This is a genomic window from Aquitalea sp. ASV11 (genome assembly GCF_016429185.1).
GTDB classification, from domain to species: Bacteria; Pseudomonadota; Gammaproteobacteria; order Burkholderiales; family Chromobacteriaceae; genus Aquitalea; species Aquitalea pelogenes.
Window position 1 is genome coordinate 21501 of record NZ_JAELUD010000036.1, and the last position, 20889, is coordinate 42389.

The 20889-nt window shown below is 56.4% G+C and carries 29 protein-coding genes and 1 tRNA gene; 24 read left to right on the forward strand and 6 right to left on the reverse strand.

Annotated elements, in window-relative coordinates:
• Positions 1-10 precede the first annotated feature (10 nt).
• From JHD62_RS12585 to JHD62_RS12650, 14 genes are all read left to right on the forward strand, one after another.
• On the forward strand, positions 11-523 hold the full coding sequence (locus tag JHD62_RS12585; protein WP_199103193.1) for a phage major tail tube protein: 513 nt from the start codon (positions 11-13) through the stop codon (positions 521-523).
• Positions 524-584: 61 nt separating this feature from the next.
• Positions 585-857 carry a phage tail assembly protein gene (locus tag JHD62_RS12590; protein WP_233160904.1) on the forward strand — a complete coding sequence of 91 codons (273 nt, stop codon included), beginning with the start codon at positions 585-587 and terminating at the stop codon, positions 855-857.
• Between the two features lie 38 nt (positions 858-895).
• Complete coding sequence (locus tag JHD62_RS22865; RefSeq protein ID WP_370541058.1) at positions 896-1006, forward strand: GpE family phage tail protein; 111 nt, start codon at positions 896-898, stop codon at positions 1004-1006.
• Entirely contained in the window at positions 1003-3546 is a 2544-nt protein-coding gene (locus tag JHD62_RS12600; RefSeq protein ID WP_199103195.1) for a phage tail tape measure protein, read from the forward strand. The genes JHD62_RS22865 and JHD62_RS12600 overlap by 4 nt, the downstream gene beginning before the upstream one ends.
• On the forward strand, positions 3546-3989 hold the full coding sequence (locus tag JHD62_RS12605; RefSeq protein WP_233160905.1) for a phage tail protein: 444 nt from the start codon (positions 3546-3548) through the stop codon (positions 3987-3989). Before JHD62_RS12600 ends, JHD62_RS12605 begins: the two co-directional genes overlap by 1 nt.
• On the forward strand, positions 3986-5173 hold the full coding sequence (locus tag JHD62_RS12610; protein ID WP_233160906.1) for a phage late control D family protein: 1188 nt from the start codon (positions 3986-3988) through the stop codon (positions 5171-5173). The genes JHD62_RS12605 and JHD62_RS12610 overlap by 4 nt, the downstream gene beginning before the upstream one ends.
• 41 nt (positions 5174-5214) lie before the next feature.
• The gene (locus tag JHD62_RS12615; RefSeq protein ID WP_199103196.1) at positions 5215-5502 is read left to right on the forward strand and encodes a type II toxin-antitoxin system HigB family toxin; all 288 of its coding nucleotides are present in this window, start codon (positions 5215-5217) and stop codon (positions 5500-5502) included.
• A complete protein-coding gene (locus tag JHD62_RS12620; protein ID WP_199103197.1) occupies positions 5499-5915 on the forward strand; it encodes a type II toxin-antitoxin system HigA family antitoxin in 417 nt (138 codons plus the stop codon). The genes JHD62_RS12615 and JHD62_RS12620 overlap by 4 nt, the downstream gene beginning before the upstream one ends.
• 10 nt (positions 5916-5925) lie before the next feature.
• A complete protein-coding gene (locus tag JHD62_RS12625) occupies positions 5926-6162 on the forward strand; it encodes a helix-turn-helix domain-containing protein (protein WP_199103198.1) in 237 nt (78 codons plus the stop codon).
• Positions 6163-6794: 632 nt separating this feature from the next.
• Entirely contained in the window at positions 6795-7142 is a 348-nt protein-coding gene (locus JHD62_RS12630) for a hypothetical protein (protein ID WP_199103199.1), read from the forward strand.
• A gap of 283 nt (positions 7143-7425) precedes the next feature.
• The gene (locus JHD62_RS12635) at positions 7426-7803 is read left to right on the forward strand and encodes a hypothetical protein (RefSeq protein ID WP_199103200.1); all 378 of its coding nucleotides are present in this window, start codon (positions 7426-7428) and stop codon (positions 7801-7803) included.
• 11 nt (positions 7804-7814) lie between these two features.
• Entirely contained in the window at positions 7815-8870 is a 1056-nt protein-coding gene (locus JHD62_RS12640; RefSeq protein WP_199103201.1) for an ATP-binding protein, read from the forward strand.
• 264 nt (positions 8871-9134) lie between these two features.
• A complete protein-coding gene (locus tag JHD62_RS12645) occupies positions 9135-9656 on the forward strand; it encodes a hypothetical protein (protein ID WP_199103202.1) in 522 nt (173 codons plus the stop codon).
• A gap of 15 nt (positions 9657-9671) precedes the next feature.
• On the forward strand, positions 9672-10361 hold the full coding sequence (locus tag JHD62_RS12650) for a hypothetical protein (protein WP_199103203.1): 690 nt from the start codon (positions 9672-9674) through the stop codon (positions 10359-10361).
• A gap of 112 nt (positions 10362-10473) precedes the next feature.
• On the opposite strand, the gene JHD62_RS12655 is transcribed toward JHD62_RS12650, so the two are convergent.
• Together JHD62_RS12655 and JHD62_RS12660 are read right to left on the reverse strand one after the other, a co-directional pair.
• Positions 10474-10938: a BRCT domain-containing protein gene (locus JHD62_RS12655; protein WP_199103204.1), complete on the reverse strand. Its 465-nt coding sequence runs from the start codon at positions 10936-10938 to the stop codon at positions 10474-10476.
• Between the two features lie 113 nt (positions 10939-11051).
• Positions 11052-11372, reverse strand: a complete 321-nt coding sequence (locus JHD62_RS12660; protein ID WP_199103205.1) for a helix-turn-helix domain-containing protein — start codon at positions 11370-11372, stop codon at positions 11052-11054.
• An 85-nt stretch (positions 11373-11457) separates the two neighbouring features.
• Here JHD62_RS12660 and JHD62_RS12665 point away from each other — a divergent pair, with 85 nt between their 5' ends.
• From JHD62_RS12665 to JHD62_RS12710, 10 genes are all read left to right on the forward strand, one after another.
• A complete protein-coding gene (locus JHD62_RS12665; protein WP_199103206.1) occupies positions 11458-11697 on the forward strand; it encodes a hypothetical protein in 240 nt (79 codons plus the stop codon).
• Between the two features lie 54 nt (positions 11698-11751).
• The gene (locus JHD62_RS12670; RefSeq protein WP_199103207.1) at positions 11752-11913 is read left to right on the forward strand and encodes a hypothetical protein; all 162 of its coding nucleotides are present in this window, start codon (positions 11752-11754) and stop codon (positions 11911-11913) included.
• A gap of 34 nt (positions 11914-11947) precedes the next feature.
• Positions 11948-12403 carry a YmfL family putative regulatory protein gene (locus tag JHD62_RS12675; RefSeq protein WP_199103208.1) on the forward strand — a complete coding sequence of 152 codons (456 nt, stop codon included), beginning with the start codon at positions 11948-11950 and terminating at the stop codon, positions 12401-12403.
• Positions 12400-12690, forward strand: a complete 291-nt coding sequence (locus JHD62_RS12680; RefSeq protein WP_199103209.1) for an ogr/Delta-like zinc finger family protein — start codon at positions 12400-12402, stop codon at positions 12688-12690. The genes JHD62_RS12675 and JHD62_RS12680 overlap by 4 nt, the downstream gene beginning before the upstream one ends.
• Positions 12691-12783: 93 nt before the next feature.
• A complete protein-coding gene (locus tag JHD62_RS12685) occupies positions 12784-12954 on the forward strand; it encodes a hypothetical protein (protein ID WP_199103210.1) in 171 nt (56 codons plus the stop codon).
• A 1-nt stretch (position 12955) separates the two neighbouring features.
• Complete coding sequence (locus JHD62_RS12690) at positions 12956-13381, forward strand: hypothetical protein (protein WP_199103211.1); 426 nt, start codon at positions 12956-12958, stop codon at positions 13379-13381.
• Positions 13381-15765 carry a replication endonuclease gene (locus JHD62_RS12695; RefSeq protein WP_199103212.1) on the forward strand — a complete coding sequence of 795 codons (2385 nt, stop codon included), beginning with the start codon at positions 13381-13383 and terminating at the stop codon, positions 15763-15765. The genes JHD62_RS12690 and JHD62_RS12695 overlap by 1 nt, the downstream gene beginning before the upstream one ends.
• A gap of 2 nt (positions 15766-15767) precedes the next feature.
• On the forward strand, positions 15768-15992 hold the full coding sequence (locus tag JHD62_RS12700; RefSeq protein ID WP_199103213.1) for a hypothetical protein: 225 nt from the start codon (positions 15768-15770) through the stop codon (positions 15990-15992).
• A complete protein-coding gene (locus JHD62_RS12705; RefSeq protein WP_199103214.1) occupies positions 15992-16192 on the forward strand; it encodes a DUF4224 domain-containing protein in 201 nt (66 codons plus the stop codon). The genes JHD62_RS12700 and JHD62_RS12705 overlap by 1 nt, the downstream gene beginning before the upstream one ends.
• A 13-nt stretch (positions 16193-16205) precedes the next feature.
• Entirely contained in the window at positions 16206-17258 is a 1053-nt protein-coding gene (locus tag JHD62_RS12710) for a tyrosine-type recombinase/integrase (protein ID WP_199103215.1), read from the forward strand.
• A gap of 71 nt (positions 17259-17329) precedes the next feature.
• On the opposite strand, the gene JHD62_RS12715 is transcribed toward JHD62_RS12710, so the two are convergent.
• The 4 genes from JHD62_RS12715 to JHD62_RS12730 all read right to left on the reverse strand — a co-directional run.
• Positions 17330-17405: transfer RNA gene (locus tag JHD62_RS12715), tRNA-Thr, on the reverse strand.
• A 44-nt stretch (positions 17406-17449) separates the two neighbouring features.
• Positions 17450-17860 carry a hypothetical protein gene (locus tag JHD62_RS12720; RefSeq protein ID WP_199103216.1) on the reverse strand — a complete coding sequence of 137 codons (411 nt, stop codon included), beginning with the start codon at positions 17858-17860 and terminating at the stop codon, positions 17450-17452.
• A 478-nt stretch (positions 17861-18338) separates the two neighbouring features.
• Complete coding sequence (locus JHD62_RS12725; protein WP_199103217.1) at positions 18339-19118, reverse strand: class I SAM-dependent methyltransferase; 780 nt, start codon at positions 19116-19118, stop codon at positions 18339-18341.
• A gap of 230 nt (positions 19119-19348) precedes the next feature.
• Positions 19349-20889, reverse strand: a 1541-nt coding sequence (locus tag JHD62_RS12730; RefSeq protein ID WP_199103218.1) for a S1 RNA-binding domain-containing protein, incomplete at its 5' end; no start/stop codon positions are given.

The following is a 20889-nucleotide window of genomic DNA, read 5'->3' on the forward strand; positions in this document are numbered from 1 at the left end:
AGACAGAACCATGGCAGCACTGCCGCGCACTCTGCGCAAATACAACACCTTCCTGGACGGTGTCAGCTTCATTGGCGAATGCCTGGAATTGAAGCTGCCCAAGATCGCCATGAAGACCGATGAATACCGGGGGGCCGGAATGATTGGCCCGGTGAAACTGCTCAAGGGCCTGGAAGCCCTCGAAATGGAAAGCACCTACAACGGCCCCATCAAGGAAATCTTTGCCAGCTTTGGCGCTGAACAGCACGATGCCGCGCTGATTCGCTGGATGGGCAGCTACTCCCGCGAAGATACCGGCGAAACCCAGGCCATCGAAATCACCTGCCGTGGCCGTCACAACGAAATGGACTTGGGTGATGCCAAGGCTGGTGACAACGGCAGTTTCAAGGTCAAACACGATCTGACCTATTTCAAGCTGGTGGTGGATGGCACCGTCTGGCTGGAAATCGACGTGGTCCACGACGTCTTCATTGTCATGGGCGTGGACCGTAACGCAGCCCACCGCGCCAACGTCGGCCTGTAACACCCAACCCTACCCAGCCCGCCGCACCGGGCTGGTTTCTCACGCATAAGGAATGACCACCATGTCCACCACCATCCCCCTGCAAACCCCGCTGACCCGTGGCGAAACCGAAATCACGGAAGTCACCCTGCGCAAGCCCGGTTCCGGCGAACTGCGCGGCCTCCACCTGACAGACCTGCTGCAAATGAACGTGAACGCGTTGCACAAGGTACTGCCGCGTATCAGCAGCCCCAGCCTGACCGAAGCGGATGTGGCCAGGCTGGACCCGGCAGACCTGACCGACATGGCCAGCGAGGTGGCCGCTTTTTTGCTGAAGAAATCGCCGGAAGCGTAAACCCGCTGCCGGGTAGCGTAGAGGACGCCATTGCGGACATCGCCCTGGTATTCCACTGGCCGCCCTCTGCCTACGAAAACATGCCACTGGCCGAACTGGCCGACTGGCGGGAGCAAGCCCGCCGCCGCTGGGAAACCGAAGACACATGAGCAACAAGCTAAGACTGGAAGTGGTGCTTGCAGCCGTCGATAAGATGACGCGCCCGTTGAAAGACGCCATGGCCGGAAGCAAGGGGCTGGCCGCCACGGTCAAGGCTACCCGCGAGCAGCTGTCTGCCCTGAACAAGACTCAGGGCAGCATCAGCGCATGGCGCAAGCTGTCCAGCGAAAGCAAGGACATCAAGAAAAATCTGGAAGGTGCCAAGCAGAAGCTGGAAGAAGTCCGCGCCCAGATGGAAAAAGACGGGCAGTCCAGCGAGAAGCTGGCCCGCCAGTTCGCCAAGGCGGAAAAGGCGGTGGAAACCCTGACCATGGCCCACCGCAAAAAGCTGCAGGCCACGCGGGAGGCCAGCGCCGCGCTGGATAAGGAAGGCATCAGCACCAGCAATCTGGCCAGTCACGAAACCGACCTGAAAAACCGCATTGCCGCCACCAATGCCGTGCTGAAAACACAGGAAGAGGAACTGGCCAAGGTCGGGCGACGCCAGCAGCAGCTGGTGGCAGCAAAAGCCAAGTACAGCAAGAGCATGGAGGCCCGCGACAAGGTGGCCGGGGCCGGGGCAAGTTCACTGGCTGCCGGTGGTGCGGCAGGTGCCGCGCTGGCAGCGCCGGTCGGTGCCTACGCCCAGGCAGAGAACGCCGCCATGCAGCTGCGCGTGGCCATGATGGGCAAGGGTGGCAAGGTAAGTGCCGACTTTGAAAAGATCAATGCACTGGCTGAGAAGCTGGGCAACAAGCTGCCAGGTACCACCGCCGAACTGCAAGACATGATGACCATGCTGTCCCGCCAGGGCATGAGCAGCATGGCCATTCTGGGCGGTGTCGGTGAAGCCGCCGCCTACATGGGCGTACAGCTGAAACTGCCATACCAGACCGCTGCCGAATATGCCGCCAAGCTGCAGGATGCAACCGGGGCGCTGGAATCGGACATGATGGGCGTGATGGATACCATCCAGCGCACCTATCAAGTGGGCGTGGACCCGTCCAACATGGTGGCGGCATTCGCCAAGTTGTCGCCAGTACTCGACATGATCAAGCAGAAGGGACTGAGCGGAGCCAAGGCCATGGCCCCACTGCTGGCCATGGCGGACCAGTCCAGCTTGGTGGGAGAGTCTGCTGGTAATGCTTTCCGTAAGGTATTTGACCGAAGTATTGATGCCAAGAAAGTAGCCAAGGCAAACAAGATGATTGCCAAGGAAGGTATCAAGCTGGACTTTACCAATGGTAAAGGGGACTTTGGCTCTATCGAGCAATTGTTTGCCCAGGTGGCAAAGCTGAAAAAACTGAATGCCCAGCAATTCAAGAAAGTTGTGTCAGAAATCTGGGGCGACGATGCAGAAACCCTGCAAGCACTGAACAACGTAATTCTGAAAAATGGCATTGAGGGCTACCGCGAGATGCAGCAGAAGATGGAAGCCCAGGCTTCGCTGCAAGAGCGCGTCAACGCCCAGCTGGGGACACTGGCCAACTTGTGGGATGCCGCCAGCGGTACCTTTACCAATGGCCTGGTCAAGTTTGGCGAAGCCATTGCGCCGGAACTGAAAGAGCTTACGCAGTGGATTACTGACGTTTCTGAGAGCATGGGCAAGTGGGCCACGGAAAACCCTCGTCTGGCCAATGTGCTGATGAAGGTGGTAGGCATTGCCGCCATTGGACTGACTGCCTTCGGTGGGCTGGCGCTGGCCATTGCCGGGGTAATGGGGCCATTCATCATGATGCGTCTTGCAGCGGCTTCGCTGGGCATCAAGCTGACCAGTGGCATCGGCATTCTGGGCAAGCTTGGCACAGTGCTGGGCTGGATTGGCCGTGTCATTGCCTTTGTCGGTCGCCTGTTCCTGTTCAACCCGATTAGCCTGGTCATTACTGCGATTGCGACAGGGGCCTATCTGATATGGCGCAATTGGGACACGCTGGGGCCGAAGTTCGCCGCCATGTGGGAAGCCATCAAGGCCGCATTTGCCTCGGGCTGGGAGTGGGTCAAGTCATCTACCAGCGCCGCGCTGCAGTGGTTCTTCAATCTGCCAGCCCGCTTTGTCGAGTTGGGCAGCCAGATCATGCAGGGCATGGTGCGCGGCATTGAAACCGGGCTGGGCAAGGTCAAGGACGCCATCACCGGGGCTGGTGACGCCACCATCACCTGGTTCAAGGAAAAGCTGGGCATCCATTCACCATCCCGCGTGTTTGCCCAGTTGGGCAGCTTCACCATGGCCGGGCTGCAACAAGGCATTGCCGGTGGGCAGGATGGTCCGTTGTCTGCCGTGCTGGGCGTGGCCAAGCGGCTGACTACTGCCGGGGCCATCACTCTGGGGATGGCCGGGACAGCCATGGCCATGCAACTCGACCAGCGCGGGCCGATGCGCGCCACGCCACCCGCTGCAGCCGTAGCCGCACCTGCGCCAATCAGCATTGTCATTCACGCCGCACCGGGCATGGATGAAAAAGCACTGGCCCAGGCCGTGGCGCGGGAACTGGCGAAACAGCAAAACCAACAGGCGGCAAACCGCCGCAGCCGCTGGGGGGATAGTGACTGATGCTTGGCATGCCGATGTTGGCCTTTGGCCTGTTCGTGTTTCACATGGAAACCCTGCCCTACCAGGAATTCAAACAGCGTTATGGCTGGCGCTGGGCCAGCAACTCCCGCGTGGGATTGCGCCCGGCCTACCAGTTTCTGGGCAAGGACGAAGAAGCCTTCACGCTGTCCGGGGTACTGATGCCGGAACTGACCGGCGGCGATACCGCGTTGGACCTGCTGCGCCTGCAGGCCGACCAGGGCAAGGCATGGCCGCTGCTGGAAGGCACCGGCACCATGTATGGCTTTTTTGTGATGGATGGGCTGGACGTAGGCCGGTCTGAATTTTTCAGCGACGGCAAGGCGCGGCGCATTGAATTCACCATCACGCTGAAACGGGTGGACATCAGCATGGTGGACCTGTTGGGCACCATCACCCGCAGCATTCTGGAGTTGGCGCAATGATGGACAACATCACTGACAGCATGATGACATCCACCAGTGCAGTGCTGAATCAGGCAGGCCAGATGCAGGATACCCTGCAAGCCTTCACCCAGCCCAAGCAGCCCGCCTTCACCATCACGCTGGATGGCAAGAACATCAGCAGCACGCTGGCAGACCGGCTGATCAGCCTGACCCTGACTGACAACCGGGGCTTTGATGCCGACCAACTGGACATCGTGCTGGATGACGCGGACGGCATGCTGGATATTCCGCCGCGTGGCGTCACCATCAAGCTGGCACTGGGCTGGGATGGCCAGCAGCTAGTAGACAAGGGCAGCTATATCGTGGACGAGGTAGAACATACCGGCGCACCGGACACGCTCACCCTGCGCGCCCGCGCCACCGACCTGCGCGCCGGGCTGGCAGCCAAGCGGGAAAAGTCATGGCATGCCACCACGCTGGGCGTCATCGTGCGCGCCATCGCCAAGGCCAATAATCTGACCGCCGCCATCCCGGACTGGATCGCCCGCCAGAAGGTGGAACACATCGACCAGACCAACGAGAGCGACGCCAACCTGCTAAACCGGCTGGCCCGCCGGTTTGATCTGGTGGCCACGGTGAAGCATGGCAAGCTGATTGTCTGCAAGGCCGGGGATGCAGAAAGCGTCAGCGGCAAGCCCTTCCCCACTTGCCTGATTACCCGCGCCAGCGGCGACCAGCACCGCTTCAACGTGGCAGACCGCAATGCCTACACCGCCGTCAAGGCACAGTGGCAGGACATCCAGCGGGCAAAGCGCGGCGAAGTCATCGTGGACGCCAACACCCGCTTTGAACGCCGGGCCACCGTCACCAAACTGGGGAAAAAGAGCAAGCGCACCAAGCTGGCCGCCATCCAGCAAAAGGGCATCGAGCCGAGCGCCAGCAACGTGAAGGTGCTGCGCCATGTCTATGCCAGCGAGGCCACCGCCCTGCAAGGGGCCAAGGCCGCATGGCAGAAGCTGCAACGCGGTGCGGCGGAATTCAGCATCAAGCTGGCCGAAGGCAGGCCGGAACTGTTCACCGAACTACCGGCCAAGGTGGTGGGCTTCAAGCCCGTCATCGACAGCCAGGCGTGGGTCATCAACAAGCTGACCCACACGCTGGGGGATGGTGGCCTGGTCACGGATATTGAACTGGAAATGAAGCTGGACGAACTTGGTAGTTAGCCTGCGTTGACATTATCTCAATTTGAGATAATACTTGGTCAATGAAACTCATCAGCAATCGTGCCTTGCGCGAATTTTCTGCCATCCACCCTACCGCAGACCAGCCCTTGCAAGACTGGCGGCGCATTATTGAAAAGAATGCCTTCGAGCATTTTTCCGCGCTCAAGCAGGCATTCAATAGTGTGGACAAGGTAGGCGAACTGATGGTGTTCAATATCGGTGGCAACAAATACCGCCTGGTGGCGTATGTGCAGTTTCCCCGCCAGCTGGTTTATGTAAAAGCCGTACTCACCCACACCCAGTACGACAAAGGAGACTGGAAATCATGAATGCCCGAATTGATGCAGCCACCCTGCTGCCTGCATGGCAGGCATTTAGCCAGGCTACCGACATCCGCCCCATCCGCGATGCAGCACACTACGACCGCATGTGCGAACTGCTGGACGCCCTGTGGGAAAGCACCGAAGGTGACGACCAGCACCCGCTGTGGGAGCTGAGCGAACTGGTGGGCGACCTGGTACACGACTACGAAGCCCAGCACCACCCGCAGCCGGAAGCCAGCGGCGTGGATGCCCTGCGTTATCTGATGCAGGAACACGGCCTGCGCCAGGGCGACTTGCCGGAAATCGGCAGCCAGGGCGTGCTATCCGAAATCCTCACCGGCAAACGCGAACTCAATCTGCGCCAGGTTAAAGTCCTGTCCCAGCGCTTTGGCGTCAGCCCGGCCACCTTCATCGGCTGAGCGGCCAGCCATGTCACCGTACAACAGCACACTACCCCACGCTGTCATGCAGGCCGTGGTCGAGGGGGCTACCCCGGCAAAAGCCTGGCGTGAACACCTGGGCATCAGCCAGGCAGGCGTGGCTGCGCGTCTGGAAATATCCCAATCGGCCTACAGCCAGCAGGAAAGCAGCGACAAGCCGAGTCCGGACAGTCTGCAGCACATTGCCAACACGCTGGGACTGACGCTGGAGCAGCTGGACTTCTGAATAGACCAGGCCACCTTACAAAACAAAAGCGCCTAGTTGGGCGCTTGAGCCATTCAAGAAACGCAGCTTAATCCTGTGGCTGGCAAGTATAGCCAGGAGGACATGCCACCGGCTTGACCGGTGTGCAACGATAACCGGGAGGACAGGCTGATACAGAAGCAGGCTGCTCCTGCATGACGACCACAGGCTGTTTACACTGGATAGTCATGGACGCACGCAACATGAAGCTGCCAGGTTCAGAGTTGATAATGTTGTAGCCATGCGGGCACTGCCTGGATGCCTCCTGATAGATCAAACCCTGGCTATCACCAAACACTGTTTTAGCCGGCTGACCGTTTGGACCTGCTTGTACAGGTATTGTCACAGCACAACCAGCAAGGCTGGCTGACAATGCAGATACCCCTGCCAACAACCAAAATCTAGAGCGAAACATACACAACCCCAATAACATTAAATTCCAAAAAAATATAACACTTATGCATATTTTTAATCCAGCTACATCACCATGCAAGCAATAAAAAAGCGCCCCACCCGGGCGCTTTCTGTTTGTACCACCACCGCACACAACCACCCTGCGACCTCACACCCCGCCACGCGTCCTACAGTAAGGCTTTACCCGGAAAGCCCGCGCCATGTCCCTTGCTACCCACCTTGCACTGACAGACGAAGCCCTGAACGAAGCCATCGCCAGCTACTTTTGGCAGATACCGGCCAGCAGCCGCGACGCGCCGTGGTTTCACCACCCGGACTACTGCCACAACTGGTTCGAGGCCGCCAAAATCGTCAGCCACATCAGCCTGAATGGCAGCCCCACCCTGCAAGCCGCCTTCAACGCCGCCCTACACCAACTCACCAGCCCGGACGCCCGCCCGGCAGACATCCTGCTGATTTGCGGTCCACGCGAGATCTGCGCCGCGGCAATGACAGCGTGGGACTATGCGGAAAAATGTGCCGCCAGCAGCAACATCATCGGGTCGTAAAGCGGCCGCCCTCGCCCACGCTTGAGCGGCTGCAATAAGTGCGGATGGCTCTGCTGCAATGCATTGATAAAACTCTGAACATCAACCCGCCGGCGTTGCGCCGGCGGCCTCTCCAACCACAAGGCCACAATGGCCGGTGTTACCTCTGCAATGGTGGTCAATCCTGACCCTCCTAAGCTGGAAATGAAAATTGAAGAAATCAGCGGACCGTATGGTAATTAAGCAATTGCTGCAATAACATTGTCATCAATAATGCATGTCTGAACAAGCCATAAGGATGACAATGGACGATCTGGACCCCAGCCACCATACCCTGCACGCGTGTGCGCATTGCAAGGGCACCGGCACCTGCAACAGCGGGCCAGATGGTGCCAGCTGCATGGTATGCGAGAAGAAAAACGAACTGAAGAAAGGCCCATACCACGGGCTGGCCTGCGGCACCTGCGGTGGACTCGGCAAAACCGACACCATGACCTACCGCATGACCCACCGCACCCAACCCCTGCTGTCCATCAGCCTGGTATTCGGCTCCTTGTTCCTGATTCTCCTGTTCGGCTTCACTGGCAGCCCTTACTTTCACGAAGTGCTGACTTTTTGCACCACGCTATTAGGCAGTGTGATTGGATATTATTTTTCCAATAGTCAAAAAAATAACCAATAAAGATCATTCAAATGAAAAATATACTTTACAAAGCAATTTGGACAACATCAGCCAGCAACTACGATTCTGAATATAATATTAATGACAACCCATACATCCCATGCAAAAAAGTTAACTTATTCATCGGGCAAAATAACACCGGAAAGAGTAGATTTATTCGATACCTATTCAGTTCAACCAAGGATGCATTAATAACGCTATCTGAAAAAACCAAAAGCCCACACAAAGAATTTATCGAAGAAATATTATCAACAATAAACGGGGAAATTGACGGAATAAACAAATCATACCTAGCAAGTCTACTAAATGATCAATTAAACACAATTTCCGTAAACAATAAAAGATTTGAACAGTTTAACGAATTCACTAAATCACTTAATAGCGCAACATCAAAAAGTGGAAATCAAGCCACTCAAAACTGGATGATATGCAAACAAATATTTCAAAAACACATGGCATCTCTGCACCCTATTAATGATCAAGCCACCTTGCATAAGTCATTCTACATTCCGACGCTAAGAGGATTGAGGCCAATAGGTGAAGCGGCAGGTAGTGATTTGTTAAAATCCAGAACGTACAAAGACTACTTTGACGCAAACACAGACGAAAAAAGAATAATAACAGGGCTGGATCTATACGAGCTATTCCAAAGAAACTTACTTGGAACTCCGCAACAAAGAGCACTTGTCAAACAATATGAAAAACTCCTTTCCGATCACTTCTTCGAGCATAAGGAAGTCACTATCATTCCAGAATACGGCAAGGACACACTAGCCGTAAAAATTGGAGACGAAGATCAATTTCCAATTTACCAATTAGGTGACGGACTACAGCAAATAATCATCATCACATCATCTGCATTCCTAAATAGGGATAGTAGTTTGTTTTACATTGAAGAGCCAGAAACTCATCTTCACCCAGGAATGCTAAGAACATTGATAAATTTTTTATCAAATCATACCAGTCATCAGTACTTCATAACTACTCATTCAAATCACCTTCTTGATTTATCAGAAGAAGACAGCGGAATTTCAATATTCAAATTACGGAAAGAGGTTGAATTATAAGGAGCGACTTTCAAAATAGAAGACGCATCAAAGGATAATGCCCTTCTTTGCGAACTTGGTGTAAGACCTTCTTCCGTATATCTCAGCAATAGCACCATCTGGGTTGAAGGCATTACAGACCGTCTCTATCTAAATGCTTATATTAGAAAATATCTAGATTATCTCAAAACTACTGATAAAAATCTATATGATAAATACATCAACTTCAAACAAAACTATCACTACACATTTATAGAATACCAAGGTGGGACGCTTGGCCATTGGGTGTTTGACCAAAAAAATGTAGACAGCAATAACAATAACGGTCTAAATGCACTGAAAACATGCGCATCCGCATTTCTTATTGCAGATGGAGATATCCGCACCAAAGGAGAACGGGCGAAAGAAATTGCCAGACAACTGCCAGACAGGCACTACATAACAAACGGAAAAGAAATTGAAAACACCTTGCCATTATCAATTATATTGAGCACCGTCAAGCAATTATTTAAATCAAAACATGGAAAAGAAGAAGTACAGATCGATTTAATAGAAAATCTCAAGTACGAAGAATATAACAAAGATACAAAAAAAGGCCTTGGCTACTGGATAGACAAGACGCTTGGCTTAAGAAAAAAGGGAGAAGAAATATACTTTTTCGGCGAACCCAGCGGCACCGTTAAAGATAAAGTGAAGTTCTGCACAATTGCTACACATATCATGAATACTCATGACTGGGAAATTACTGATGAAATAATAGAGCTATGCTCTGCAATCTTTGCTCACATTAAAAATTGCAACCAATAACTTTCGCATACCCTGATGATACATATTGAAAAAATTGAAGCTGCATTTAAAAATCACAAAAACGCAGGATACTGCAGGAGGGCTGCATGGCCTTTATTTGAAGATCGTTTAAGTGCAATATTCTCTGAACAACTCAAGAACAAAGCACAATCACTTTCATTTTACCTGATAACATCCAAAAAGAACGATGAAAAATACTTCAAACATTATCTATACCGATTCAATATCATGAATTCGGCGCAGATCACCTCTGGCCAACACAGCCTTGGGGTTTGGCATAATATCGAAAGAGGAGAGCCATTAAACAGTGCCGAGCATGCAACCGAAGAGGGCGCAACTTTAATATTCTCACAAAGCATTACCGGGAAAATAATGGTATTAATTACTCCATACAAATCAAAACTCCAAAAAATAAATGAAGACGATATAATACTTGCTATAAACAAAAATCCTCGAGATTTGACCAACAAGAAAATTAAAAAATTCATTAATATTTATTTAAAATACTGCCTAGCAACTAGCATGATCTCTAGCGACACAAAATCACTATACTTATTTCGACTGAAACTAAAATTTCTTGATTTCAGGAACAGAAAACACCAACTAAAAATAGGCGCGCAAATAATATTACAACTCGTTACGATTCTTATCGGAATTGGAGGAATTGTAGCAACAATACTCACCGCCTCAAACAGCACCCATTGAAATTAATTTCATTTTTCTATGAATTTAATTTTCAGTTTCATTATTATAAAGAAATACAGCTCAAGGTAAGCTGACTGCTTATGTGTAAATTAACCTAAAACTGGCAATACATTTATTCTACTTTGTCTTGCAACTCTCCAGTTTCGATCAGGACAGACAAGTCATGCTCACTGAGAATCCATGCTCCTGACAATCTGGCTTTTTCAACTTTAGTTGGCCCCGCATTGGGGCCGCAGCACAGATAATCCAGCTGTTGGGTTGGCGACTTCACCACCTGAAAACCAGACGCAAGCGCATAGGATTCCAGCTGCCTGCGTTGTGCCGCAGCAAAGCCGGTAAACAGGATTTCAGGCCGACGTGGCGCGTGTTGCACCACCGGTGGCGGTGGCACAAACGGCTGCCGCAATGCGTGCTCGCAACCCTCCTGGTAGGCCACCACCCGGTCCTTACGGTAGGTACGTGGCTGGCCTGCCTCCGGATTGAACCCCAGCAAATAGCGTCCGTCTTCACGCCAGTTGATGAGAACGGCATCCACTTCCTCACCGTTCGGTTTGCGGTAGCGAAAGCGTAATTCCATGGCATGGCTCCTGTATTGGTTTGGAGCAAAGTGCCATGCGGTTCGGTTGTGTAACACAGTCAAAAAGCCCAGCTACATGGCTGGGCTTTTGGTGTTTCAGGCGAGAGTGCGAATCAGAGCTTGGTCTGTGCCAATGCTTGCAAGCTGGCCTGTACGGCCGGGCGCAGCCTTTCGTCGATCTGGCCATACAGGCCAAGCAGCGCGGTTTGCTCGCCACTGAGTGCGCTGTTGTTTCGTGTACCTGTCACTACGTACAGGATGTCAAAGCCTGAGCCTGCCCAACTGGCCAGCGCCTCAGCATTCGGACATCGCTCGCCAGCTTCATAGGTCTGGTACGTCGAAAACCCTATCCCAGCTGCCTTTGCCGCCTCTGTCTGGTTCAAACCAAGGCGATTTCTCTCTTCTCTGAGGCGGTCACCAATGCCTAATTTCATAGGTACTCACGTTTGACTTTCCTAGCTTTCGAGGAAAGAATTTGCTTGTATCACACACAGAGAAACATCCTACACGGAGGTATTCATGTCCGTCAGCAAAGAAGCACGTCGCCGCGCACCGGCGGGCGTCGATCACCGTCAGATTGCCATGCGGCTGTTGCCGGCAGAGCGCGCACAGCTGGACAGCCTGGCGAGAGATTACGGCATTACCCATGGCGCGCTGTCGCGCGAGATTTACCTTGCCGGCCTGCCGGTGTGGCTGGAGAAGGTGTGCCACCCGTCCACCCGCTATGTCAGCCCGGCAGAAGGCGCGGCAGTGGCTTGATCCACTGTAGTCCATGACCACCCCACGCAACACCACCACTCAGGAGGATTTCCGGTGAACCACGCCCACACCATGCAGTACGCCCTCAAATACGTGCAACGCCACCGGCGGCAGGCCCTGCCCCATGTGGCCAAGTACTTCGCCAAGTGCAGTAGCGCGATGCAGCGCGGGCTGGCGCTGGCGCAGTTGTCGCACTGGCTTGATGCAAAAGCCTGATCGTTTCGCATTGTGTCACACAGGTAAATCGGAAATGGATGATCTTCGCCACTGCTTTCAGCAGATGTGCCGCGCCATGCCGGGCGGCTGGGCGGCCATGGCCGCCGCCATGGGCCTGAGTAAAGACGGCCTGGAAAACCGCGTGTACGAGCGCAAGGGCCAGCGGGTGGATGTGCACGAGGCCTTGCAGATGCAGGCCTTTAGCAGCACTACCCTGTTTGCAGAGGCGGTAGCGGCGGAGTCCGGCGGGGTGTTCATCCCCTTGCCTGCCGTAGATGGCGTGGACGTGGAGGAGATCCACACCGTTTACATGGAGCTGGTAGACCAGGTGGGCAAGCTGGCGCGCGAGTGGCGCGAGGCCACCCGCGATGGCGAGGTGGACCCGAAGGAACGCCAGCGGCTGGAGGCGGTACGCCACGGCATTTGCACCAAAGTCACCCAGATGAACCACCTCACCTTTCAGGTGTTTTGCAAGGAGGCTGTGCAATGACCGCCCCCACCTGCCCGGCCTGCGGCGAGTCCGCGCTGATTACCCGTACCAGTCGCGCCCAGTCCGCCGCCACCCGCGAGGTGTATGCCCAGTGCAAGGTATGTGGTGTGCAGCTGCACGGCTGGATTGAATGGACTTCCAGACTGGCAGATGGCCTGCTGCCGCCAGACATGCACAGGGCGAAGCTGCCGATGTCCCCGGCGGCAGAGCGCCAGCGCGCTTTCAACATGCATCGCGCACAACGCCGCAGCGAACCTGATAAGCAGCTGCAGTTGGGTATCGACTAAGCCACACCACCGCTAACAACCCGCCCCTTTTCAAAGTGAGCCTGCGCGGCCCACGGGGCCCTGCTACGTCCAAAAAACCGAGGAGGCCTTGCCATGTCCTTACGCCGAGTGGATTTACACGATGGAAGCCGCTGCTACAGCCCGGCACCGCAGCCTGCGCCGCCGTCGCCCACAGCAAGTGGGGAATGGCAGGCGCTGGGCTGGGTGGCGCTGCTGTTGCTGGCGCTGGTGCTGTTGCAGCTGTTTTTGCCGACGGGAGCGTGACATGGACGGTTATGCACAGTTTCAGCTGGCCAAGCAGGCGCTGGCGCAGCAGGTGGCGGCCCGGCAAGCAACACAGCCGGAGAGTCTGACAGCAGCCCGGCCACCGGCATCGCCAGCGCTGCACAGTACGGCAGCCTTGCAGGCCCAGGTATTGCGCCCGCATCAGCTGGAGGCGATAGCGCAGCTGGGCGCGGCTCTGCACAGCCTGGTGCCGCTGCTGGCCACCATCGACACCCAGTTGGTGTTGCATGGCATCAAGGCCAGCAATATGGCGCTGGCGCAGATTGCCGCCGGGCGGCTGTATCACGAGCTGGCGGAGACGGTGGCGCTGTCGCGCTGGGCCAGCCATCGCCTGCAGGCGGGTGCGGTACCGGCTACGCCCACCGTGGCAGCGGCTGAGAACCTACCGGCGCAGAGGGTGGCGTGATGCAACAGGCGCTGATGCAGGGCGTGTTACGCCACGATGATTTGCAGGCCATCAAGTACCCCTTGCTGCCGAATGCCACATGGCTGCCGGACAGCCAGGCGCGGCATTACTTTGGCCACTTTCCCCGTCATCTGGCGCGGGCCATCCGCCGCACCTGGCTGGCCATGCGCAATGACAAGTCCAAGCGCGGTTGCTTCTGGGAGCCTGTCGACCAGCGCCATGACACAGCCAATGCCTGGGCGGCGCGACTGGTGGAGCTGTTTCCGGCGGAGGCGCTGGCCATGAGCGCCAGTGAAGTGGATCTGGTGGACTTTGCCAAGGCGCGGGCGGCAGAGGCGGACCGCCTGCTACTGGATGGGGCGGACCGGGGCCGACTGGAGGCCTTTTTCCAGCGCTACGGCCTGCCCCTGCCTGACGGGCGGACGGATGACGGCATTGCCCGCCGCGCGGCCTGCAGCCTGTGGTGGCGGCGTAACCTGCGCCGGGTGAATGGCCGCAGAGTGGAGGCGCTGTCCATCTCGCTGGGGCTGGTGCAGCGTCACCGTGCCTTGTATTGCAGCCACGACAGCGTGCAACGCCGCCAGATGCAAAAGCGCCGCAACCGTGCCTTGCTGGAGGCGCTGACCGCCATCAACGAGCTGGGCGAGTCGTTCACGCTGGCGGACGTAGCAGACATGGGCATGGCCAACCCGGCCATCCGCCGCGCCGAACTGATGGTGCGCATTGCCGGGTTCGAGCATATCGCCGTGGGGCTGGGCTATGCCGGGGAGTTCATTACCGTAACCGCGCCCAGCCATTTCCACCCCTTCCGCGCCAAGTCCGGCAGCAAGAACCCCAACTACGACGGCCACAGCACCCCGCGTGATGCAGCCCAGTACCTGGGCGGGGTATGGGGCCGAATCATGGCGGCGCTGGACCGGGCCGGGATCAAGATTTTCGGTTTTCGCGTGGCAGAGCCACACCACGACGGCACCCCTCACTATCACGGCCTGTTCTTCATGCACCCGGACCATGTAGCCGGTTTCCGCAGCATTGTTGCCCGCTATGCCGTGCGCGAATGCCGCGAGGAACTGGGGCTGGACTATGTGCAGACCAAGGCCGAGGCCCGCGCCGTGGCCAGGCAGCGCAAGGACGCGGGCCAGGCTGGCACGCTGACCGATATTGCCGCCGCCATTCAGACCGAGGCCGGTTTCTGGAGCAGGCCGGGCCGTGGCGTGTGGCAGCAGGTTTCTGCGCGGGTGCATTTCAAGGCGATTGACTGGAGTAAAGGGACTGCCGCCGGTTACATCGCCAAGTACATCAGCAAGAACATCGACGGCGCGCGCCAGGACGGCCACAGCGTGGGCGAGGACTACGAGACCGCCGAGGATGCCAAGGGGCGCGATGCCCGGCTGACAGCCCAGCGGGTGGATGCCTGGGCAGCAACGTGGGGTATTCGCCAGTTCCAGCAGGTGGGTGGCCCGCCGGTGGGCGTGTGGCGCGAGCTGCGCCGTTTCGACTACCAGCAGCAAGGTGCCGAAGACGTGCTGATGCTGGCGGCCAGTGCGGCCGATACCGGTAACTGGCGGCGCTTTGTCGAGGTGATGGGTGGCCACGAAATGCGCCGCGCCGACATGCCCTTGCAAATGGCCAAGGACAGCGCGCCGGCAACCAACCGCTACGGCGAGCCGGGCCAGCGCCGGGCTTTTGGTGTTGTTGAGGTTTCCAGCGGCCAATTGGCGGTAACACGTATGCATGAATGGACCATCAAACGCGGCGAGACGGTGTCAGGGCGCGACAGCGCCCCTTGGACTGGTGTCAATAACTCTACGGAATTGCAAATCCCGGCCAATACCGCGCCGGAGGCCACCGAGGAAGACCACCTGCGGTGGATGGAAGAAATGGACGCTTCCGACTGCGCCGCCGCCATCCGCCCGATAGATGACAGCTACCTGCCGCCAGCACAGCTGAAAGAGCGCCAGGACAAGGAGCGTTGGCGCATGGCCAATGGTGAAGCGGTACTGCGCCGCATCCGTCAGGCACGCGATGCAGACCTTACCGGCTTCATGGCATCGGTAAATGCCTGGGTGAAAGAAGCCTGCATCGAGGCCCAGCAGGTCCGCGCCGCCACCCTGCAAAAGCTGGCGCTGAAAGCCAGCCAGAAGCGTGTAGCCAAACGCTTTGCCGAAGTTGCCGCCCAGCCGGGCGTTGAACAGATCACCGACATCAAAGCCGCTGCGCTGGGTAAACCGCCACGCCGCGAACGACCGAATGCCAGCCGCACATGGAAAGCACCAGGCGGCAGCAGCAAGAGCATTGCCGAACAACTGGCCGCAGCCGCAGCCGCGGCTGACCAGTGGACGGCATCCGTGAACAGCATCAGCCGCACTGGCGGCAGGGGGTGAGCATGCAACAGCAAGAGTTTGGCCCGGACCGCCGGGCGCTGATGGCGATGGTGTTTGAGGAGATTGGCGAGTGCCGACGCAAGGCAACGGTCGCGGCAGTGTTGGTGTGTGACTGCCTGACCAACCGATGGAAATACAAGGAAAAGCTGGAGCAGTTCCAGCAGTTGGATAACCGGTACCACGCGATGTATGAGCGCTGGGATCAACTGAAACAAGGATGTGAGTAATGACGCCCTTATTCCTGACCACCGAGGAGGTGGCGCAACTGACTGGCTACACCATCAAGCGCAAGCAGGTGGAAGCGCTGCGCAGCATGGGCGTGGTTTTCCGGGTGAACCCGGCAGGGACGCCGATCGTGACCCGCGCGGCGGTGGAAGGCCATGGCGCGGGTGAGGCATCGAAACAGAAATGGCAGCCTGCCATCTGAATGGAACTGAACAATGGGACGCAAACCGACCGTTAACCTGAACCTGCCAAAGGGCATGCGCGCCCGCCGGCAGCGTAGCGGCAAGATTTACTACTACTTCGACCTGGGCGGCAAACCACGCAAGGAAATGCCGCTGGGCTCTGATTACGTGCTGGCCGTGCAACGATGGGCCGAACTGGAGGCCAGCAAGATACCGGCCTGCGCTCGCCCCACCATCAAGGACTTGGCCGAGCGCTATGCGCGGGAGGTGATTCCGCTCAAGGCACACAAGACCCAGGAAGAAAACCTGCGCCAGCTGAAAAACCTGTTGGCTTTCTTTTGCAGCCCCACCCCGGCACCCCTGGAGGACATCGACCCGGTGCATGTGCGCATGTATATGGACCGCCGCAGCAAGGAAGCGCGGGTGGGTGCCAATCGCGAGAAAGCCCTGCTCTCCCATATGTGGAACATGGCGCGCCAGTGGGGCTATACCGACCGGGCCAACCCTTGCGCCGGGGTGGATGGTAATTCCGAGCGAGGCCGGGATGTTTACATCGAGGACAATGTTTATCTGGCGGTATACAACGCCGGGGATCAGGCCTTGAAGGATGCCATGGACTTGGCTTACCTGATTGGCCAGCGGCCAAGTGACACCATCGCCCTTTCCGAGCATGACATCAAGGAGGGAGCTATCTGGCTGACCCAGGAGAAAACCGGGAAGAAGCTGCGCATTTCCATCGAGGGGGAGTTAGCCGCCCTGCTCGCTCGCATTGCCCGGAGCAAGGCCGGTTACAAATTCCATTCGCTGAAACTGATCGTGAAGGAAAACGGCCAACCGTTGACGCGTGGCGGACTGCGCGGGCGATTTGAGAAAGCGCGAGATTTGGCTGCCGAACTGAACCCGGAACTGAACAAGGAAATTCTGGCTTTTCAGTTTCGCGATTTGCGGGCCAAGGCAGGGACCGACAAGGCGGAATCGGCTGGTGACATCCGCCAGGCACAGAAGCAGCTGGGGCACTCGTCGGTGAAGATGACCGAGCAGTATGTTCGCAACCGCAAGGGCGACAAAGTTGGACCAACCCGGTAGCTTTGCGGAGCAAAATGGCGATTGCGAAGCAAACAAAACGGGCCTTGTATCTCTACAAGGCCCGCAGTATTTGGTGCCGGCGGCAGGAATCGAACTCGCGACCCCCTGATTACAAGTCAGGTGCTCTACCAACTGAGCTACACCGGCGAAGGGCTGCAATATAGCGTTCTACCTTCTAATTGGCAAGAGGCTCAGTGCATTTTTTTACTCTTCTTTTTTGTGCTCTTATTTATATTATTGTTTTTACTTGGTTTATGCGATTTGCATTTCTTGGCATGCGATGAATGGGCTGGAGTGTGCTTAGTCAAAACTTTGGCCTTATGCACATTGACGGCCCCGCCATCACCCCTGCGCAGCTTCACGGCTTTGCGTTTGGCATGAGTATGGCCATTTCGTTTGGCGTGCTTTGCCAACCGACGCTCTGCACCAGCGCGCTTTTCCACCCCTCCCGCACGCTCATGACGAGTCGATGACTTTATCGTCTTGACTGGTGCATTTTGCACATCACCCGGCAAAGGAATATCTTCCGTTTCAGCATGCGCAACACCAGACAGCAACAACGCACCCAACAGCAGGGCACGCCCAATAATGGAATGATTCATAATCAAGTCAGAGCCCTTATGGTTTACCTAATTCAGTCAGGTTTGAGGAAAGGGGAACAAACCAGCGATCTTAGCACGGCTTGCTGATACACACGCAGTCATGCCTTCCTGGGAAGATCTCATCCATCAAGAGTCCAAGCCGGGAAAACATCCAACGGCCCCATCCAGCGAGACCTCTGCACGATGGAAGCGATGACAGATGGATCAAGCCCCTTCAATTGATGAAGATGCGCAAATGCATCCAATGGAAAAGTCGCAGCTTGAATTTGAAGCAGATGGAAATATATAGAGAAAACAGAAAACAATATAAAACTGTTAATCCATCTGGTGGTGCGAGCGGAGAGACTCGGAAAGCCTTCAAAATCAGTAAGATCAGGCGATCTGGGACAGCTTTGGGACTAGCACCATGGCGGAATGCTCACTCGACGCACCCACACTGATCGAGGAGCAGCGTTGCCTCACCCTGCCCCAGCAGCAGCTACTGGCAATGAGCCTCCGCAATCAACTCCCTGCTCGATGGCGTCAATGCAGCGCCGGACCAATCGCCACACCACTCCACACGGCCAAACCCAGCCAGTGCCAAATGCCTGGCAATCTGCGCCTGTGACATGAAGCGCAACACACTACGACTCACCAGCTCCGTGCCTGATTGCGCAAAGTGATAATGCGTAGCGAAAGCAAGCAACTCCCCATCCGACCGATCTCCCTCCAGTGCGTGATACAGCGACACCGACTCCCCCGCTGGGGACTGCACGACGCGCCGTGAGCAGTCTGGCGACCACTGCCGCCAAGGGGCGCAATCCGGATTGCGGCTTTCAAACATGAACCTACCACCCGGTGCCAGCCGTGCGCGAATGGCCTGCAAGGTATCCTGCACAACATCATCCGTCAGCAAGCACTGAAACGCATGGCCAGTCATCACAGCCACATCGCACTTCATTTCAGGCGGCAGCTGAGAAGCAACACCCGGCAACCACTGCACCAGGTCGCCACCATCGCGCAACCGCGCCACAGACAGCATGGCCTCTGCCGGATCAATACCACACACCCGATGGCCCAGCCTGGCCAGCCGCACGGCAAACACCCCCGTCCCGCAGCCCACATCCACCACCGAAACCGGACGAGGGCCAATCAGGCGCTCATAAAACAAATAGTCTGCATCGCCTGCGTTCAACACATCGTACAAAGCAATCAGGCGTGGGTCGCAGTACTGCGCATTTTCGCTATCAGCCAATATCATCCCCAGATGTAAAGTCACGCCCCAGCCCGCGCCCAGAACATAATTTTTAGACGGTAGTGACCATCAGAAAAGTACGAACACCGTCACATGTGAGACTAACCTCTAGTCACTTATTACAATGACAGGCAGAAACTCGGCCAAAGCGGCCGTAGACTCAACTGGTTATCAATGACCGCTTCGTGTTGCAAAGGGGTCATCATTCCAAATCCACATAAAGCGCAATTCGCTACCGTCATTGGCTGCGCGCACTACGCTGCAGAAGCTGGCAGTGCAAATGAAATTTTTCCATCCCCCTGAATATGAATCACCTGAACTGCAAGCTGTTGACCAAGCGAATACTGTTTCGGAATATCAGTATTGGGCGGTAGCTGGCTGATATGAAGCAATCCACTATAAGCGCCGACTCGCAGAAAGACGCCGTAATTTTGAAGGCCTGTTACGCAAGCATCGTAAATATCCCCAACTGCCAGGCCAGGTTCAGCATTCAGTTTTGAGCCGGCATAGCGCAATACTGGCCCCTTATCGTTAAAGGCAAGAATCTCGACATTAATCTGACTACCAACCGGGAACGCTCTGGCAAGGCTTGCCCAGTCATGACAATGACTCTGATGGAGTAATCCGGTCTGCCCTGCGACGTTGACAAGCAGACCAAACTTCTGTTGCTTAACGACACACCCTTGGTAAATCTGATTTACTTGAAGCGTGACTGGTTTTTCAGTGCAGACGATGACGCGATCCTTGTCTGGTACTAGTTGCCGTACAAAAAAAGAACGTTCAAGTCCCTTAGTTCGCTGAATACCATCGCGATCAGAAGGCCAAACCGCTACCAGGCCAATGTCCAGTTCGACGGTGGTTCCCTTATCGTGGACTGCGATTACTCGCCCCTCGACCGGCAACCCTTCATCCCGACAACGCCGCGCCTCAGCCCAAGCCGGCAATTCCTTGCGCGCATGCAAGGTCTGCAACCAGTCCCGCACTTCCGATTGAAACTCGATTTTGGTTGGCAAAGCGCCTACCAGATTGGCCGTTTTGAACCAGTGCGAATTGTTTGCACAGGCCTTGATACGCGCCACCAGATCCCGTGCAAACTCAGCCGAAGCAGCATGCAGAGGCGCAGCAACAATGAACTTGGCGGCCAGCAACGGCCACTCGGGCTTGGCGCCGGTGTGCTTCAACCATGCGGCGGCCCGTTCAATAAAGGCATCCGCCTGAAATTGCTGATCCAGCAGTGCTTCACAGATAAACCCCCACTCCTCCGTATCTTCGCGCCCGGCCAGCCATTGCGCGCCAAGGCGCAAGAGTTCGCTGAGCGTCAGCCCCTCCGGCAGGGCATCGCGCTGCGCCAGCAAGTCTTGCCAGACATGCGCCCATTCGGCCCGGTCTTCGCGCCCGGCCAGCCATTGTGCGCCAAGGCGTAAGAGATCACCAAGCGTCAGCCCTTCGGGCAGGGCATCGCGCTGCGCCAGCAAGTCATTCCAGACATGCGCCCACTCGGCCCGGTCTTCGCGCCCGGCCAGCCATTGCGCGCCAAGGCGCAAGAGATCGCCGAACGTCAGCCCTTCGGGCAGGGCCTCGCGCTGCGCCAGCAAAGCTTGCCAGACGTAGTTCCACTCGGCCCGGTCTTCGCGCCCGGCCAGCCATTGCGCGCCAAGGCGCAAGAGTTCGCCGAACGTCAGCCCTTCGGGCAGGGCCTCGCGCTGCGCCAGCAAAGCTTGCCAGACGTAGTTCCACTCGGCCCGGTCTTCGCGCCCGGCCAGCCATTGCGCGCCAAGGCGCAAGAGTTCGCCGA

What these genes read in the sequence shown, in the direction of transcription:
- JHD62_RS12585 (WP_199103193.1), top strand. Translation starts at nt 11, where the DNA reads ATGGCAGCACTGCCGCGCACTCTGCGCAAATACAACACCTTCCTGGAC.
- JHD62_RS12620 (WP_199103197.1), top strand. Translation starts at nt 5,499, where the DNA reads ATGAATGCCCGAATTGATGCAGCCACCCTGCTGCCTGCATGGCAGGCA.
- JHD62_RS12720 (WP_199103216.1), bottom strand. Translation starts at nt 17,860, where the DNA reads ATGAATCATTCCATTATTGGGCGTGCCCTGCTGTTGGGTGCGTTGTTG.
- JHD62_RS12650 (WP_199103203.1), top strand. Translation starts at nt 9,672, where the DNA reads ATGATACATATTGAAAAAATTGAAGCTGCATTTAAAAATCACAAAAAC.
- JHD62_RS12640 (WP_199103201.1), top strand. Translation starts at nt 7,815, where the DNA reads ATGAAAAATATACTTTACAAAGCAATTTGGACAACATCAGCCAGCAAC.
- JHD62_RS12665 (WP_199103206.1), top strand. Translation starts at nt 11,458, where the DNA reads ATGTCCGTCAGCAAAGAAGCACGTCGCCGCGCACCGGCGGGCGTCGAT.
- JHD62_RS12615 (WP_199103196.1), top strand. Translation starts at nt 5,215, where the DNA reads ATGAAACTCATCAGCAATCGTGCCTTGCGCGAATTTTCTGCCATCCAC.
- JHD62_RS12680 (WP_199103209.1), top strand. Translation starts at nt 12,400, where the DNA reads ATGACCGCCCCCACCTGCCCGGCCTGCGGCGAGTCCGCGCTGATTACC.
- JHD62_RS12590 (WP_233160904.1), top strand. Translation starts at nt 585, where the DNA reads ATGTCCACCACCATCCCCCTGCAAACCCCGCTGACCCGTGGCGAAACC.
- JHD62_RS12630 (WP_199103199.1), top strand. Translation starts at nt 6,795, where the DNA reads ATGTCCCTTGCTACCCACCTTGCACTGACAGACGAAGCCCTGAACGAA.
- JHD62_RS12605 (WP_233160905.1), top strand. Translation starts at nt 3,546, where the DNA reads ATGCTTGGCATGCCGATGTTGGCCTTTGGCCTGTTCGTGTTTCACATG.
- JHD62_RS12685 (WP_199103210.1), top strand. Translation starts at nt 12,784, where the DNA reads ATGTCCTTACGCCGAGTGGATTTACACGATGGAAGCCGCTGCTACAGC.
- JHD62_RS12675 (WP_199103208.1), top strand. Translation starts at nt 11,948, where the DNA reads ATGGATGATCTTCGCCACTGCTTTCAGCAGATGTGCCGCGCCATGCCG.
- JHD62_RS12660 (WP_199103205.1), bottom strand. Translation starts at nt 11,372, where the DNA reads ATGAAATTAGGCATTGGTGACCGCCTCAGAGAAGAGAGAAATCGCCTT.
- JHD62_RS12705 (WP_199103214.1), top strand. Translation starts at nt 15,992, where the DNA reads ATGACGCCCTTATTCCTGACCACCGAGGAGGTGGCGCAACTGACTGGC.
- JHD62_RS12690 (WP_199103211.1), top strand. Translation starts at nt 12,956, where the DNA reads ATGGACGGTTATGCACAGTTTCAGCTGGCCAAGCAGGCGCTGGCGCAG.
- JHD62_RS12710 (WP_199103215.1), top strand. Translation starts at nt 16,206, where the DNA reads ATGGGACGCAAACCGACCGTTAACCTGAACCTGCCAAAGGGCATGCGC.
- JHD62_RS12695 (WP_199103212.1), top strand. Translation starts at nt 13,381, where the DNA reads ATGCAACAGGCGCTGATGCAGGGCGTGTTACGCCACGATGATTTGCAG.
- JHD62_RS12635 (WP_199103200.1), top strand. Translation starts at nt 7,426, where the DNA reads ATGGACGATCTGGACCCCAGCCACCATACCCTGCACGCGTGTGCGCAT.
- JHD62_RS12655 (WP_199103204.1), bottom strand. Translation starts at nt 10,938, where the DNA reads ATGGAATTACGCTTTCGCTACCGCAAACCGAACGGTGAGGAAGTGGAT.
- JHD62_RS12700 (WP_199103213.1), top strand. Translation starts at nt 15,768, where the DNA reads ATGCAACAGCAAGAGTTTGGCCCGGACCGCCGGGCGCTGATGGCGATG.
- JHD62_RS12625 (WP_199103198.1), top strand. Translation starts at nt 5,926, where the DNA reads ATGTCACCGTACAACAGCACACTACCCCACGCTGTCATGCAGGCCGTG.
- JHD62_RS12610 (WP_233160906.1), top strand. Translation starts at nt 3,986, where the DNA reads ATGATGGACAACATCACTGACAGCATGATGACATCCACCAGTGCAGTG.
- JHD62_RS12600 (WP_199103195.1), top strand. Translation starts at nt 1,003, where the DNA reads ATGAGCAACAAGCTAAGACTGGAAGTGGTGCTTGCAGCCGTCGATAAG.